This window comes from Paenibacillus sp. PsM32 (assembly GCF_030433815.1).
GTDB lineage: Bacteria > Bacillota > Bacilli > Paenibacillales > Paenibacillaceae > Saccharibacillus > Saccharibacillus kyungheensis.
In genome coordinates, this window is sequence record NZ_JARUWY010000023.1 from 1 (window position 1) to 16,727 (window position 16,727).

Annotated in this window: 9 protein-coding genes and 1 pseudogene; all 10 read left to right on the forward strand. The window is 40.4% G+C overall.

All coding sequences use genetic code 11. The features are described from left to right. Nucleotides 1–391: 391 nt before the first annotated feature. Nucleotides 392–1,435: a phosphoribosylformylglycinamidine cyclo-ligase gene (purM, locus tag QCD85_RS22825; protein WP_301263977.1), complete on the forward strand. Its 1,044-nt coding sequence runs from the start codon at nucleotides 392–394 to the stop codon at nucleotides 1,433–1,435. Continuing rightward, complete coding sequence (gene purN / locus QCD85_RS22830) at nucleotides 1,435–2,058, forward strand: phosphoribosylglycinamide formyltransferase (protein WP_301263978.1); 624 nt, start codon at nucleotides 1,435–1,437, stop codon at nucleotides 2,056–2,058. Before purM ends, purN begins: the two co-directional genes overlap by 1 nt. A gap of 35 nt (nucleotides 2,059–2,093) precedes the next feature. Next, the gene (gene purH, locus QCD85_RS22835; RefSeq protein WP_273614848.1) at nucleotides 2,094–3,641 is read left to right on the forward strand and encodes a bifunctional phosphoribosylaminoimidazolecarboxamide formyltransferase/IMP cyclohydrolase; all 1,548 of its coding nucleotides are present in this window, start codon (nucleotides 2,094–2,096) and stop codon (nucleotides 3,639–3,641) included. Between the two features lie 339 nt (nucleotides 3,642–3,980). Then, on the forward strand, nucleotides 3,981–5,255 hold the full coding sequence (gene purD / locus QCD85_RS22840) for a phosphoribosylamine--glycine ligase (RefSeq protein WP_301263979.1): 1,275 nt from the start codon (nucleotides 3,981–3,983) through the stop codon (nucleotides 5,253–5,255). A 326-nt stretch (nucleotides 5,256–5,581) separates the two neighbouring features. Then, a complete protein-coding gene (locus QCD85_RS22845) occupies nucleotides 5,582–6,340 on the forward strand; it encodes an RHS repeat domain-containing protein (protein WP_301263980.1) in 759 nt (252 codons plus the stop codon). Then, complete coding sequence (locus tag QCD85_RS22850; RefSeq protein ID WP_301263981.1) at nucleotides 6,340–14,949, forward strand: RHS repeat-associated core domain-containing protein; 8,610 nt, start codon at nucleotides 6,340–6,342, stop codon at nucleotides 14,947–14,949. The genes QCD85_RS22845 and QCD85_RS22850 overlap by 1 nt, the downstream gene beginning before the upstream one ends. Further along, on the forward strand, nucleotides 14,950–15,273 hold the full coding sequence (locus QCD85_RS22855; RefSeq protein ID WP_301263982.1) for a hypothetical protein: 324 nt from the start codon (nucleotides 14,950–14,952) through the stop codon (nucleotides 15,271–15,273). A 204-nt stretch (nucleotides 15,274–15,477) separates the two neighbouring features. Continuing rightward, nucleotides 15,478–15,657: a hypothetical protein gene (locus tag QCD85_RS22860; RefSeq protein ID WP_301263983.1), complete on the forward strand. Its 180-nt coding sequence runs from the start codon at nucleotides 15,478–15,480 to the stop codon at nucleotides 15,655–15,657. A gap of 222 nt (nucleotides 15,658–15,879) precedes the next feature. Continuing rightward, nucleotides 15,880–15,990: pseudogene (locus QCD85_RS23975) on the forward strand (hypothetical protein); the annotation flags it as partial. Between the two features lie 30 nt (nucleotides 15,991–16,020). Continuing rightward, nucleotides 16,021–16,713, forward strand: a complete 693-nt coding sequence (locus QCD85_RS22865) for a pre-toxin TG domain-containing protein (protein ID WP_301263984.1) — start codon at nucleotides 16,021–16,023, stop codon at nucleotides 16,711–16,713. Nucleotides 16,714–16,727 lie beyond the last annotated feature (14 nt).

Here is a 16,727-nt window from a genome sequence, read left to right on the forward strand (position 1 = left end):
AGCAAAGAGCAAAGAGCAAAGAGCAAAGAGCAAAGAGCAAAGAGCAAAGAGCAAAGAGCAAAAAGCAAGCCCCACAGAATCAATACGAACTAATATCCAACACAACCAGCGATTACGAAGTAGAGCCTCAACCAACTAGACTACCAAAATAACCTTAGAGAATTAGGGTGTGCTTTAGAAAAGTTGAACCACGCTCAAGCGGAGAGGAAAAGGATTGTTCGAAAGAGCGAAGCGCTCGCCTTTAAGGTTGGATATCGACTGCCTAGCAGTCCATCAAGATATCCAATCTTAACAGCGACGACAGAACAACCTTTTCCTCGCAGCGCTGTAGCTCCCAACCTCTTTCTACCACATCCCATTTCCTAAGCCCAAACGAAAGGTGCGATGTACAGTGTCAGAAGCCTATAAAAGTGCCGGGGTCGATATCGCGGCAGGGAATGAAGCAGTAGAACGTATGAAAAAGCACGTTAAAACAACGTTTCGCCCGGAAGTGATGACAGAACTTGGTGGTTTCGGTGCATTGTTTGGCCTGAACAAAGATAAATACGATGAGCCTGTACTCGTATCCGGTACAGATGGTGTCGGTACGAAGCTGAAGCTAGCATTTGCGATGGATAAGCACGATACAATCGGTATTGATGCTGTTGCGATGTGTGTGAACGATATTGTAGTACAAGGTGCAGAACCGTTATTTTTCCTTGATTATCTAGCATGTGATCGTGTTATTCCTGAAAAGATTGAAGCGATCGTATCCGGTATTGCAGATGGTTGTCGTCAAGCGGGATGTGCGTTGATCGGTGGCGAGACAGCTGAAATGCCTGGGATGTATTCCGAAGGTGAATATGATATTGCTGGATTTACAGTAGGTATCGTAGATAAAGCTAAAGTGATCACAGGCAGTGAAATTGCAGCAGGTGATGTAGTGCTAGGACTAGCTTCAAGTGGTATACACAGTAATGGATTTTCACTGGTACGTAAATTATTGCTTGAAGATGCTGGATATGATCTCAAAGACACCGTAACAGAACTGGATAATGCGGTGCTGGGCGATGTATTGCTAGAGCCTACTAAAATTTATGTTAAGTCTACACTTGCATTACAAGAAGCCGTTAAAGTCAAAGGAATGGCACATATTACAGGTGGCGGATTTATTGAAAATATTCCGCGGATGTTGCCTGAACATGTAAATGTAGATATCGAGTACGGAAACTGGCCGATTTTGCCGATTTTCCAATTGATGCAAGCTAAAGGCGGTATCAGCCATAAAGATATGTTCACTACGTTCAACATGGGAATCGGTATGGTCATTGTAGTTCCTGCGGATCAAGCAGAACAAGCGTTGACATTACTAGCAGAACAAGGTGAAACCGCGTATCAAATAGGTACAGTGCAAGAAGGAAATAAAGTGGTAACATTTACCGGAGTCGATGTGTAATGAAGCCTTTTCGAATTGCTGTGTTCGCTTCAGGCGAAGGCACTAATTTTCAAGCAATGGTCGATGCATGGCAAGATGGATATTTCGGTGAACCAGATGCGACTACGATCGAATTGTTAGTATCTGATAAGCCGCAGGCTCCTGTAGTTCAGCGTGCGATGCAGGCAGGTGTAGATACGTATGTATTTCTTCCCAAAGAATATAGCAGTCGTGAACAATATGAACTGGAAATCGTAGCTGAATTGCAACGCCGCGAGATTGATCTGATTGTGTTAGCAGGATATATGCGCCTACTTACGCCAACCATTGTAGATCCATATATGGGTCGGATGATTAATGTACATCCATCGTTATTGCCTGCTTTTCCAGGAAAAGATGCGTTAGGTCAGGCGTTATCTTATGGTGTGAAAGTAACAGGGATTACAGTTCATTTTGTCGATAATGGTATGGATACAGGGCCAATTATTGCGCAACAATCGATCGAAGTACAGCAACAAGATACAGCAGAGACATTAGCAGAGCGGATCCATGATATTGAACGGAAATTGTATCCGCAGGTTGTAGCTCAGATTGCTAAAGGAAAAGTAACACTTGAAGGACGACAGGTGATTGTGGAAGCTTAAATTCTTTTTAAAATTGAAGGAGGAATAAATCCATCATGAGTATTAAAAGAGCGCTAGTGAGCGTGTCCGACAAAGCAGGTGTGGTTGATTTTTGCCGCGAGTTGTCTCAATTGGGTGTAGAAATTATTTCGACAGGTGGTACTAAAAATCTACTTGCTGAAGCAGGTGTACCGGTTATTGGAATTTCAGATGTTACTGGATTTCCAGAGATTCTAGATGGTCGTGTCAAAACGTTACATCCGGCAGTACATAGTGGTCTGTTGGCGGTTCGAGATAGCGCAGAACACCAGCAACAAATGAAAGATTTGGAACTCGGATATATCGACCTTGTTGTTGTTAATTTATATCCTTTCCAGGAAACGATCTCCAAGCCAGACGTTGCATATGAAGATGCGATCGAAAATATTGATATCGGTGGGCCGACAATGCTACGCAGTGCAGCTAAAAATCATGCATTTGTTAGTGTAGTCGTTGATTCTAGCGATTATGCCAAAGTATTAGAAGAAGTACGTGCAGAAGGCGATACGACACTGGATACACGTAAACGTCTAGCGGCTAAAGTATTCCGTCATACAGCGGCTTACGATGCATTGATTTCTGATTACTTATGTGAAGTTTTGGGAGATCCTTTGCCAGAGCGTTATACGGTCACTTATGAGAAAATTCAAGACCTTCGTTATGGTGAAAATCCGCATCAAGCGGCGGCATTTTATCGTAAACCAATGGCTCCAGCAGGGACATTAACAACGGCTGAACAATTACATGGTAAAGAACTATCTTATAACAATATCAATGATGCAAATGCGGCTTTGCAAATTGTAAAAGAATTTACAGAGCCTGCTGTCGTGGCTGTCAAACATATGAATCCTTGCGGAGTCGGTGTAGGCGAGACGATCGCTGAAGCATACAACAAAGCATACAATGCAGATCCAACCTCTATTTTCGGTGGAATTGTAGCAGCAAATCGTACAATCGATGCAGCAACAGCGCAACCTTTAAGCGAAATTTTCTTAGAGATCGTACTAGCACCTGACTTTACACCTGAAGCGTTAGAAATTTTGACGAAGAAGAAAAATATTCGTTTGCTCAAAATGGGTGAACTGACTTCTTCGGAAGAACGTACAGCCCAGCATGTGGTAACTACGATTGAAGGCGGTATGGTTGTACAAGAAAGCGATGTACATTCCATTACAACAGACGATCTAAAAGTCGTGACTGACCGCTCTCCTTCTGGCGAAGAATTAAAACAATTGTTATTCGGATGGAAAGTCGTCAAACATGTAAAATCCAATGCAATCGTACTAGCAGCCGATGATATGACTGTAGGTGTAGGTGCAGGGCAGATGAATCGTGTCGGAGCAGCCAAAATTGCAATCGAACAAGCAGGGGACAAAGCGAACGGAGCGATTTTGGCATCAGATGCCTTTTTCCCAATGGGCGATACGGTTGAATTAGCAGCCAAAGCAGGGATCAAAGCTATTATTCAACCGGGTGGATCAATCAAAGATGAAGAATCGATCAAAATGGCAAATGAATACGGAATCGCTATGGTATTCACAGGCGTACGTCATTTCAAACACTAATTATAAGCATATGATTTTGCAAAAATAGGGATAGGTTCACTGAGAGAGTGTGAGATGCGTCAATAGTTATGCACTTCAAGATAGTATTTAGAAAGAGTGCAAAAATGTAGATGATAGATCGTGATCAACAATGCTTGGTATTCCTATAAATCCACTTGCAATAAGCAACAAAACAGACCGAATATTTCTTGTTCGGTCTGTTGCTTTGTTAGTTGGGTGCACTTGCTTAATGTACTCGATGTAGAGCGTTAATTATACTAGTTTGAGACTTTTGTAAAAGTGAAATAATGCTTGAACATAGTTGGAAAAATCCTTCTCTATTCAAAGGAGCGTGACGTTATGGATATTTTAGTTGTGGGTGGTGGTGGACGTGAGCATGCAATCATCTGGTCGCTTACCAAAAGCCCAAAAGCAGACAAAATCTACTGTGCACCTGGTAATGCAGGGATTGCACAATTAGCAGAATGTGTTCCGATTCAAGTGAATGAATTTGAAAAGTTAGCTGATTTTGCGACTGAGAAAAAAGTAGGTTTGGTCGTGATCGGCCCGGATGATCCATTAGCTGATGGAATTGTCGATGTTTTTGAAAAGCGTCAAATTCCTGTCTATGGGCCTCGCAAAAATGCAGCACTTATCGAAGGTAGCAAAACATTTATGAAAGACTTGCTTCATAAATACAATATTCCAACTGCTGCGTATGCGAAGTTCGACGATTATGAGTCTGCACTCACCTATCTACAGCAACAATCTACACCTATCGTTATCAAAGCCGATGGACTTGCCGCAGGTAAAGGGGTAACTGTCGCTCATGATATGGATGAAGCAATCGAGGCGTTACAGTCCATTATGCAAGATAAAGTATTTGGCGAAGCCGGTAGCAAAGTGGTTATCGAGGAATTTCTAGTCGGACAAGAAATGTCGATTTTGGCTTTTGTCGATGGAGAAACGGTTCGTCCTATGCCTGCTGCGCAAGATCACAAGCCAGCATACGATAATGATCTAGGTCCAAATACAGGTGGAATGGGAACCTATTCGCCGTTACCACATATCAAGCAAAGTATTATCGATCAAGCGATCGAGACGATTATTGTACCAACAGCTAAAGCGATGGTTGCTGAAGGACGTTCATTTAGCGGAGTATTATTTGCTGGGCTAATGATCTCACCAGATGGTACTCCAAAAACGATTGAATTTAACGCGCGCTTTGGTGATCCGGAGACACAAGTGGTATTACCACGTCTAGAAAGTGATTTACTTGAGATTTTTCTAGCGACGGTTAACGGTACACTTGCAGATATTGAGATCAAGTGGAGCGAGGAAGCCGCAGTATGTGTGATTTTGGCTTCAGGCGGGTATCCAGCGGCTTATGCTAAAGGATTACCGATTAGTGGACTACAGCATACCGATGAACAAGCACTTGTTTTTCATGCAGGTACAGCGCAAGGTCAGAACGGTGAAGTGATTACGAATGGCGGACGTGTACTGGGTGTTGTCGGCTTGGGTACAGATATATCTTCTGCTCGCACCAAAGCGTATGAACAAGCAACAAAAATTACATTTGAAGGTAAGCATCAACGTAGTGATATTGCAGCCAAAGCTATGTTAGAGGTATAAAATCAGCAAGCCGTCTGGGTAAAAACAGACGGCTTTTTGTGTTGATACGATCTTTGAAGTTAGACAGCTAAGTAAGCGTATGAAATATAAAATGACGTAAAAAAATATTTTACAGAAAATTTACGGTTATTTTCCAGAATTATGTTGACTGATTTCCCATATATTGATTAGATAGTAAGGACTATTCTTTTTAAGGAAAGAATGATCTAAAGGTGAAAAAGATTGTCATTACAGATGAGGCGAACATCAAATATAGTAAACGTCTAACATTTGCTAACTAAGTTGTATGAGTCAATGATATTCAAAAGGGAGAGGAATTTAATAAAATGAGAAAGATTAGCACGATGATAGTACTCAGTATGATTAGCATGTTACTCACAGCTCCACTCATGTATGCAGCAGAGTATCAATACGATGATCTAGGTCGGGTCACATCAGTCACCAAAGATGGCAAGCAAACGATATATACGTATGATCAGGGTGGGAACTTGTTAAGTGTCACATCCAATACTAATAGTAAATCGTTACGCCAAGCTTCTAACGTTATTGCAGGGTGGACAGCTTATACCACGAAAGGAATTAAAGCAAGTTATCGTACAGCAACAGAAGATGTATATGCACCTATAGCAAATATGACACCTCAATCAGTTGTACATAATGTGTATAGCGACACTACCGTAGCAAGCGATGTATACCATTCCTCTTCTTCTATGATGAACACACAATGGATCGATGTATCGTCCAAACGCACAGGCGGAGCTAATATTTACCGCGATATTCCTGTCAAAGCAGGGCAAACCTATTCTTATAATGGCTGGGTGCAGAGTAACAATGTAAAAGATGCTGTCGTGCAAGTCATTATTAATTATTATGATAAAAACAATAAATTAGTACATTACAATAACATTTTGAATCTCAAGCAAAATTCGGACTGGCATACATATGGTGCTAACTTAAAAGCTCCAGCGAAAGCAGTCAAAGCCCGAGTTCATTTACAGATTGTTCTTCTCAAATCAAAGGGTACAGCACAAGCAGGATTTGCTGATCGTACATTTGAACAGACAACACAGGAGGATAATCGTTAATGAAAAATAAATATGTACGGTTGGCCTTTCTTGTTGTTGTCTTATTGGCTATCTTTGTAGGTTTTAAAATGCATTCTGCTTCTGCGGCAACAGGTGTATATTCACTTGGCTCAGGGCAAAGTGTAGACATTACGCATGGTTATTCTACTTCCGCAACAGTATATGTTACAGGTAATAATTACGATTATGTAAAATATTTATCCAATGGAGATGTATCTCTGTATGATACTAAAACAGCATATGCTCCTATTACTTTGGCAATTAATCAGAAACTACGTTTAACTAATAATTCACCCTCACCATTAACTATAGATATGAAGAGTAAAACATTCACAGTATTAACGACTGCTGGACAAGCTTTAAGTCGATTTAATTTATTACCAGGTAACAGTGTTTTCGTACAAAATTTGAATCCAGATTATTCACAGCCGATTGATATTGGTGGAATTAATGCCAATATTCATTATGGAGCAGACGGAGAATTATCATCTCCTACATTTACACGTAAAAAAGCTAAAGGTTCAGAAACTGTAGCGAAAAATGGATCAATGATTGTAACAAATCGTGACACAGTAGCATATGATGTTGTTGCTCCTGCATTTCCTATTAATTTTTTGGGTTCTACTGAACCAGCAGATTTTCGTTATAACGTTCCTATTGGTGGATCGTTTCAAGCAACAAACCAACTAAGTAAGCCTTTTTATGTCTATATTGACAATGGAGGGACTTACGAATTCACACTATATAATGAGGATGGTTCTGTCAGTTCAACAGGTACAACCAAAACAGTGACCAAGTATGTTGGTGCTGGTGAGACATTGATTGTGACCAATGTTGATGGACCTTCTATGCTAGTTAGTGGTGCATACGGGGCATTCTATACCACGACTCAAGTTGAACCGCCGATGATAACCAAAACATTAGCACCCGGCAAAAGTATTAAAGTGCTTAACAACTCTGGCGATACCATGAAACTGTTAACTGATAACGAAGATAAAGGTTTCCAGATTGCCGAGTACAAGTCCAATGGGGCTGTAGATAGTTATGATATTTTAAATACAAGTGCTAGCTACATTATGGGAATTGGTAACTATGTTGTTATTACCAACCCTGCTTACAATGGACAAGCGATTAAAATTAAAATTCCTAAAGTGAATTCAGTGATATCCGATTCAACTAATCCTGCTTTACTGGAACAGAATATCTCTCCAGGTAATTCGGTAGAAGTGAAGAACGTATCTCCTACCAAAACAGGTTTGTTTGTGACAGGTGAATTTGACTATGCTCTATATGATAGTGCGGGTATTAATGATTATGCACCTAACGTAGGATCTTCACATGTGTACCCTGATCCAGGTGAAAGAGTAGCAGTAACCAACACAAGCAAAGGCAATGTTACAATGAGTATCAACGGGCCTTATGAAGCATTTGTAGCGACTGCTCGTACACAGCCAGTGACATTTAATCGTGTACTGAATGTAGGCGAAACGTTAAAAACGATCAATACGTCTAACTATTCATTTTATATTACGGCAAGTGGACAACACCATTATGCTGTCTACAAAAAAGAGAACAACAAAGTGGATGATTTTGATAATCCAATCGTAAGTGCAAGACATCTGATTAGTAAAGATGAGAAAATAATCACTACCAATAGTGGTAATCAAGCGATGACGGTATCCGGGCCTTATGATGCATTTGATATCAGTAGTCGCGCCGAACCTGCTCTGTACAAAGGGTATCTCAATGCAGGGCAAAGTGTGAAATTAACAAACACCAGTCCGGCGATGTTCAGTATGTATACAGATGGTATGTATGATCAAGCGAGTTATCGTGCAGATGACACATTACGCTCACTAGACCATGACCGTGTCGCCAAGTCACTCCCTTTTTATAATGGAGAACGAGTGACACTAACGAATTCTGGAAGTAGTCAGCTTGTGGTGTTGAGTCCGTATGATGTAACAACAGCTCAATCGAGTAGCGATCCTGCACTACTTGTGAAGCAATTAGCGATCAATCAGAGTGCCGAGTTTATCAACAAAGATAAATCAAACGAAATGGTTTATTTTACAGGTAAACATGACTTGATGGATTATGATACCGCAGATCAGCCTAACAGCTATTATCGTGGTACAGCAACAACATATCGTTCTGTAGATCCTAATCAGCGCTTAGCTGTTATGAACACCGATGTCAAAACAATAGATGCGTACGCCGCATTTGAATTATTTACAGGGAAAGATCGTATCAATCCAGTAACCTTTAAGAAAACATTATCTACAAAACAAAGTCTGGATTTTACGAATAAAACAAGCAAAACATTCTTTGTCTATCCAACAGGAACATACGATTTTGCAGAGTATCAAGCAGGGCAATCTATAGATATGGGCAAAAATGAGACAAGTTCTACCAAAAGTATCCCTACATCTAATAGAATGTCGATTACAAATACGATCTCTACCGATCTCACAGTAGAAGGCCCTTATGATGCGTTCACGATACAAGCACGTACGAATCCTGCTCTAGTAGAATATAGTCTAGCTCCACGTCAAAGTGTAGAAGCAGAATACACAGGAGTAAAATCAGGACAAATACGTCTAACCGTTGATTATGATTCAGCCTTATTTACCAATAACGTATTAAATGTATATAGCCGCAACCATATCAGTTCTACTGCACAAATAGTAGAGAACGGTGAACGTCTAGCTGTGCAAAATATGGCTGAGATCAATGGATTGATGTATGGAGCATATGACACATTCAAAGTCACTTCACGTACCAATCCAGTTACATTCCAGAAGGTACTCAATACCGATGAGAGCGTAGATATTACCAATACACAACCTGCGAAGTCATTTAACGTGTATCTCAACGCTGTAGATAATATCTACGATTATGTCAAACGAGATGCAAACGGTGGAATTGATGCAGTAGCACGAGCAGCAACAAGCGGAGTTGAACTTCTAGAGCATGGAGAGCGTATTGCGATTACAGCACCAACAGCACATTCGGTAATGATTGAAGGTTCTTATGATGCACTTAAGATCGCGAACCGTACGAATCCTGCTTTGGTGAAAAAAGCATTAGCACCTGGTCAAAGTCTAGAAGCGACCAATATAGACAGTATTCCTTCTCAATTAACGATTGAGCAAATCTATGATATGGCGACTTATGACAGTACAGGAGCTTTAAAACAGTATAGTTTTGGATTAAGTGGAACACCTAGACAAACGTTAGATCCTAACGCCAAAATAGCGATTCAAAATAGTGATGACATGTACAATGTGGTCTATGGTCCTTTCGAATCGTTCAAGTTCGTCGACCGAAGCAATCCAGTCACATTTATCAAAACGTTATCTACGAATGATTCTATGGCGTTTGAACAAAATGCACTAAATCAAATGTTTTTATATTTCAATGGGAATCCTTATGATTACGCACAGTACAAAGCGAATAAAGAAGTGCGTGAGTATGGGTGGGGACAACTGTCTTCACAAGCGATGACCAAAGGAGATCGTATTGTTGTTGCAGCATCAGGTACAGCTAACGTAACGGTTCAAGGTTCGTACGATGCATACAAAATCGCAACAGTGAGCGGTAAACCGGTAACGATCAAAACGCTTGAAATCGGTGAAAGCTATTCAATCCGTAATATTTCACCAGGAAGCTTTTTCGTCAAATTAGCAGGTAATCATAGTTATCAACTGTACAATGCGAATGGCACATTAACCACTTCGAGTACAGGAACAACAGCCAGTTATCATGCTGTTCCTGCTTCATCACGTCTGGTAGTGACGAATGTCGATGTAGCACCTATTACAGTCTATGCACCAACTGAAGCGATCAAAGTCACACAAGGTGATGATCTGTTAGTCAAAACATTGACTATGGATCAGACGATGAAAGCTACTAATACATCAAGTAGTTCAGCTACATTATCTGTAGATGGTAAATACGATGTGGCTGTATACGATGCTTCAGGCCAACCTGTAAATGTTGATCGCAAGTCAACCGGTAATTCGGTATCTGTTCCAGCAGGTGGTTATGCGATTCTTACAGGGCAACAAGCGTCTAATACACTGGTGAATGGAAATAAAGACAATTTTAATTTTGAAGATCAAGTGAACCCTGCACTATCGCTGTATACATTAGCACCGAATGCGCTGGTCAAAGCAACCAATGTACATGATCATGCACGTACGCTTAATGTAGGTAGTAAGTTCAGTTACTGGACAGAGCAAGGAGAAGAACAGACAGGTTCGGGTACTGTTAATATCGGAGCGGGTAATACGACCGTTATTCGTAATACAGGAACAACGACGTATGAATTGTACAGCCCATACGGATCGTTCCAAATGGAAGCTACAACAACGATTCCAGTTCCTGTTCCACCTGTAGTAAATCCTTCTGTCGGTACGATCGATCCAGCCGATTATGATCAACAGACGTATTATGCTGATCCAGTTGATACTTCTACAGGAGCACAAATCATTAACAAAACGATGATGGTTGCTCATGGAACTGTAGATATTCCTTTCCAAGCTCAGTACTATGCGCTTTTACAAGGCAATGGTGGTCTGGGTAAAGGATGGAGTCATAACTTTGAAATACGTTTGAGTAAAAACAATACAACCGGTCAGATGACCGTGTATTGGAATGCTTTCCGCACGAACAACTTTATGCTCAATAGCGATAAAGCAACCTATACACCTGTAGAACGTGCAATCCGTAATGACCAATTGCAAAAAAATGCAAATGGCACATACACACTGACTCGTTATGATGGAACGCATTATATTTTTGCTGCTAATGGAGCACTGCAATCGATGGGTGAACGTGGCGGAATTACGATGAATATGCAATATGATAGTGCAGGCAAGTTACTATCTGTGACTGAACCGACCAGTGGAGCGAAGATCGTCATCACTTACAATGCTATCGGTAAAGTAGCGACTGTTGCAGATCAAGCGGGTCGTACATCTACGTTTACTTATGACGATACCGGTCGATTGATTACACTAACAGACCCGGGTAGTCACAAGACGACGTATACGTACAATAAGAACAATCAAATTTTGACAGGTTCACTAGATGGCAAGCTTGTATTCTCAAATGCTTATGATGGCAAAGGCAGAATACTACGTCAAAATGATGGGATCACAGCTCATCAACCAACAACATTTGCTTATAGTAATGCAGACGGAATGCTCACCACGACGATTACAGATCGCAACGGTGATATTCAAAAACGTGTGCATAATATCAATTATCAATTGGTTGAAGTGCAAGATGCGAATAACGGCAAAACAAGTTATACCTATGATGCTCAAGGTAATCGTACAAGTATTACGAATGCGCTAGGTCAGACAGCGAAGTTCGAATACGATAGCAAAGGAAATTTGACCAAAAATACCGATCCATCCGGTCTATCGATGACATTGACTTATGATGCGAAAGGGAACTTGCTCAAAGCAACAGGGCCTGATGGCAACAGTATTACAAGCACGTATGATGCCAATAGTCGCCTACTCAGTACAACCGATACCGAAGGTTATAAAGTATCGTATGAGTACAATGACAAAGGCATGTTAACCGCCGCAACTGATCCACGTGGTGGCAAAACGATCTATAGCTACAATGGATACAAGTTAGATACAGTCACCGCTTCTACAGGCGAGATCATGAAAGTGGGTTATGATGCCGCAGGTCGCATGACGACTCAAAGCGATGCAGAAGGTAACCTTTCACAAGTCGTTTACAATGATAACGATCAATTAATCAATACGATTGATCCGCTCAAAAACAAAGTAAGTTACACGTATGATCGTCAAGACAATCTAGCAAGTGTTACCGATGCGCGTGGTAATACAACAAGTTACACCTATGATGCCAATGGACAATTAACAGCGGTTCGTAATGCACTGGGTGGAACACTTTCGATCACTTATGATAGCGAAGGCAATATGACAGCTGTCACTGATCCATTGGGTCGTAAGAGTTCATTTACGTATGATGCAGCTGGTCGCCTAATGACAGAGACAAATGCCGCAGGCGCTACTGTAAAATATGCATACGACAAGCTAGGTCGTCCGATTGAAGCCTATGATGCACTCAATCACAAAATGTATACAGTAGAGTACGATACCGCAGGCAATCCGGTCAAAATGACAGATGCGCTAGGGTATACGTACACAAGCACGTACAACGATTTGAATCAGTTAACACAATCAGTCGATCCATTAAAACGCACAACCACTTATGGATATGATCGCAAAAACCAATTAACATCAGTCAAAGATGCGATTCAAGGCAGTACATCGCAGACGATTGATGCGTTTAGCCAGATTACTCAAATGGTCGATGCCAATGGTAATCGAGCTAAATATCAGTACGATCTACTCGGACGTCTGATTTCAGCGCAAGACGAAGCAGGAGGCAATCATAGCTACACGTACAACAATGTAGGATTGCTAGGTAGTGATACCGATAAAAATGGTCGTCACAGTCAATATAGCTATGATGCCGCAGGGAACTTGAGCCAATTTACCGATGAAGCAGGCAGTGTATCGTACGACTACGATGCTAATGGCAATATCACTTCGGTTAAAGGTAGCAATGGTGAAGTACTGGTTCGTAACTATGACCCATTGAACCGCGTCGAATCGTTCACTAACGGAGATGGACAGACCATTTCGTATAGTTACGATGCCGCAGGACAATTAACAGGACTTACGTATCCAGATGGCAAAAAAGTAGCATATACGTACCATGCCAACGGTCGATTGTCGACAGTAACAGACTGGACAGGACGCCAAACATCTTATACGTATGATGCGAACAGTCGCTTGTTATCGACAACCCGTCCAGATGGAACGAAAGAAGTTCGTACGTATGATGCCGCAGGACAAGTATTAACGTTGAAAGACCTGCAAGCGGATGGAACGGTATTGTACGAATACAATTACACGTATGATCAGGTTGGACAAGTGACGAATGAAGACGGTGGCGAAATCACCACTGATCTAAATACTGTGACCACTGATGTCTATGGCCCTGGACTATCGCCATCACTTGAAGATGTGATGATCCAAAGCGAAGGATTACCAGAAACCACAGACAACGTATCATCCGATGTACAAACAGATGTGTACATGCAGCCAACAAGTGTAACCGCAGATGTCTATGGCACAGGCGATATGACGATGACCTATAGTGCAGACAATCGTCTGGCTACCGTCAATGGCGAAGCTGTGAAATATGATGCCGAAGGGAATATGCTAGTCGGCCCACTTGCTGGACAAATGCAAAACTATACCTTTGATGCACATAACCGTCTGGTACAAGCTGGCGGTGTACAATACGGCTACGATAATGAAAATCATCGCACGTCGATGACCGTTAACGGAACGACCACGAAATATGTGATCAATCCAGAAGCAGTTCTGTCTCAAGTGCTGATGGAAACCGATGCATCAGGCAAACCGACAGCATGGTATGTGTATGGTAATGGTCTAATCGGACGCCAAGACGCAAACGGAGCGTACCAAAGCTATCACTACGACCGTCGTGGAAGTACAATAGCGTTAACGGATGCCAAAGGACAACTGACCGATACGTACAGCTACGGCACCTACGGAGAATCTTTAGGACACGAAGGCACGACCGAGCAACCGTTCCAATACAACGGACGCGATGGAGTCATGACCGATCCGAACGGGTTGTACCAGATGCGAGCAAGGTACTACAATCCAGAGATCAAACGCTTTGTGAATCGAGATGTCCTGAGTGGCAGTATTGACGATGGACTGACGATGAACCGCTATGCGTATGTGAATGGGAATCCAATCTCGTATATTGATCCGTTTGGACTGAGTGCGGATGGAGATTCTTGGGTAACGACTGGATTAAGCTACGGAGCCGATGCGATTCCTTATGTAGGAACGGTAAAAGGGATTCAAGAAACGATCACAGGAGTCAACTACATTACAGGAGAACAATTGTCTGTAGGAGATCGCATTGCAAATGGTGTCGGCACATTAACAAGTTTGATTCCAATTCCTGGGGCGAAGTATGTTGGGAAGTATGGTACCGAGGGAGTTATTGATGCTGGAGGTTGGGTTGTTAAGCAGTTTGGGAAAAACACAAGCAAAGAAGTAGGAAGTGCGTATAGTCATGTATATACTTCAACTCGATCATTGGATAATGAGTTTCCAGAACTGATAGGAGTTAATCCGCATTATGTAGAAGGCGCAGGATTCGGAGTGAATATTAATTGTGTTTCTTGTACTAATGCTGCTCATGATAGATTGACAGGAAGAAATATAGATTCTATTGCAGAAAATTCTACAAGATACGGAACTTATGGAGAACTAGCTCCTAGTGCTCCATGGGGGTTTCATAATAAGGAGTTACAGGTTAGTGACGTTAAAAAAATTATTATTGAAGCAGGAGATGGTTTTGCTACAGCTGTTCTTTTAAAACAAGGTAGTATTGAACATGTTATAAATGTAATAAATAAAAATGGGCAAGTTTACTTTATTGACACACAATTAGGTAAAATAGTTGAATTGAATCCAAATGTAATATTGGATGTAGGGAGACCATAAATGAATGATTATGTGAAAAAAATTGATTTTAATCAAGCTAAAAGAATAGCAACCGAGAGTGCTCTAAGAAGATTGAAGCCTTTTATGGATGATGAAAATATCTCCGTATTAAGTGCTGAATTTAAAGAAGCAGACTATTGTTGGTTTTTTTTTAGAAATGAGAAAATAGTGGGACCACCTGAAAGATCATTAGCATGGGATGGGGCATATGCTATAAGTAAAAAAGGAACAGAAAGCCTTATAGCGGATTATTCAAATGATCCAATAGCTTTAAATGAATATTTGCAAAAAATGTCAAATTATTTTAGGGATCGTAATTTGTAAAAGAGAAATTTTAATAGAAAAAATAAGTAAAAAGAAGACAACTGAATCTTTTAAAGTTGTCTTCTTTTTACTATAAATGAGCTAACTAATATCCAATAATGAATATTATGTATGATGAAAAGAATTTATATTACTACTACTTTAATAGCCAAAATTTATTAGGAATATGATTAGGTTTTATGGAATAAAAGCGAGGGTGATAATATGGAACTTACATCATATAAATATTTATGGGAGACTAATGAATATTTTTTGGAAAAAATGAGCGAAGGTTATTTGATTATTAATAAAAAAAGTAATGATGCTCTACTGATAGAAGATGATGACTTATATGATAAAATCGTAAAGAAAATGATTAAAGCCAAATTTGACATTATAGATTAATTTAGATCACCACTGACGACTAAAAACAAACAACTACTCGTAATTTCAATCATAAAGTAGTAGTTTGTTTTTATTATTCCTTATTATAATTTAAAAATAAAGTAGGTTTTGTAAAGAACAGTTATATTGCTACGTAAATATTAACTGTTCTTTTTTGTATTAAAAAGTACCTGTTTTTAAAAGGAACTACAGTAAATGATTTTACAATAAAGATATTACAACCCAGAGATCAAACGCTTTGTGAACCGAGATGTTCTGAGTGGCAGTATTGACGATGGACTGACCATGAACCGATATGCGTATGTAAATGGGAATCCGATTTCGTATATCGATCCGTTTGGACTGAGTGCGGATAGTGACGAAATGTTTAAAACGGTGGGAAGTTTCTTAGCAGATGCTGTTCCTATTTTAGGAACCGTAAAAGGTGTACAGGAAGTCTTTACAGGAACAGATTATGTGACAGGTCAAGAACTTTCTGTAGGAGACCGAGTTGCTACTGGAGTAGGTACATTAGTTAGCTTTGTCCTTGGCGGGAAAGTCGTTGGGAAGACAGCGACTAAAGGTGTTATTGATGGTGGTAGCTGGCTTATTGGTAAGTTCTCCAAACAACTAGATGAACTTCATGAGGAAAGTAATTTAATTAGAAGAATTTTACCAAATGGACAAGTTATTGCAGATGTTAGTCGACTTCCAGGAGCAGAAGGAATGCTTGTATCCAAAAGATTAACACCTAATGAATTAAGAGAGCTTACAGAAGAATATCAAGTAGAGTTTGCACTAGTATATCAATTGGGAAATGGAAAAAATGGAAAAAATGGAAAAGGAGGAACTTACAAATTATTCTCTGGAACAATTAATAGTGTAATAGTTCCTACTGATAAAAGCTCAATGTTAATTTATCATACACATCCTGCAGGTAGTCCATTTTCTAGTAAAACTGATAGATTATTGTTGGAGAAGTTAAAGAAAAATGGTTCTCCTCAAAACAGTTCTCAAATTGTTCCTTTAGGAAGAGAAGATGTTATTAGATTTTATAAAGACGGTTCACATAAATAAAAGCGAAGGTGATA

Coding starts and splice junctions, on each gene's coding strand:
- purN (WP_301263978.1), top strand. CDS start 1,435: ATGAAGCCTTTTCGAATTGCTGTGTTCGCTTCAGGCGAAGGCACTAAT.
- purH (WP_273614848.1), top strand. CDS start 2,094: ATGAGTATTAAAAGAGCGCTAGTGAGCGTGTCCGACAAAGCAGGTGTG.
- purD (WP_301263979.1), top strand. CDS start 3,981: ATGGATATTTTAGTTGTGGGTGGTGGTGGACGTGAGCATGCAATCATC.
- QCD85_RS22845 (WP_301263980.1), top strand. CDS start 5,582: ATGAGAAAGATTAGCACGATGATAGTACTCAGTATGATTAGCATGTTA.
- QCD85_RS22850 (WP_301263981.1), top strand. CDS start 6,340: ATGAAAAATAAATATGTACGGTTGGCCTTTCTTGTTGTTGTCTTATTG.
- QCD85_RS22855 (WP_301263982.1), top strand. CDS start 14,950: ATGAATGATTATGTGAAAAAAATTGATTTTAATCAAGCTAAAAGAATA.
- QCD85_RS22860 (WP_301263983.1), top strand. CDS start 15,478: ATGGAACTTACATCATATAAATATTTATGGGAGACTAATGAATATTTT.
- QCD85_RS22865 (WP_301263984.1), top strand. CDS start 16,021: ATGTTTAAAACGGTGGGAAGTTTCTTAGCAGATGCTGTTCCTATTTTA.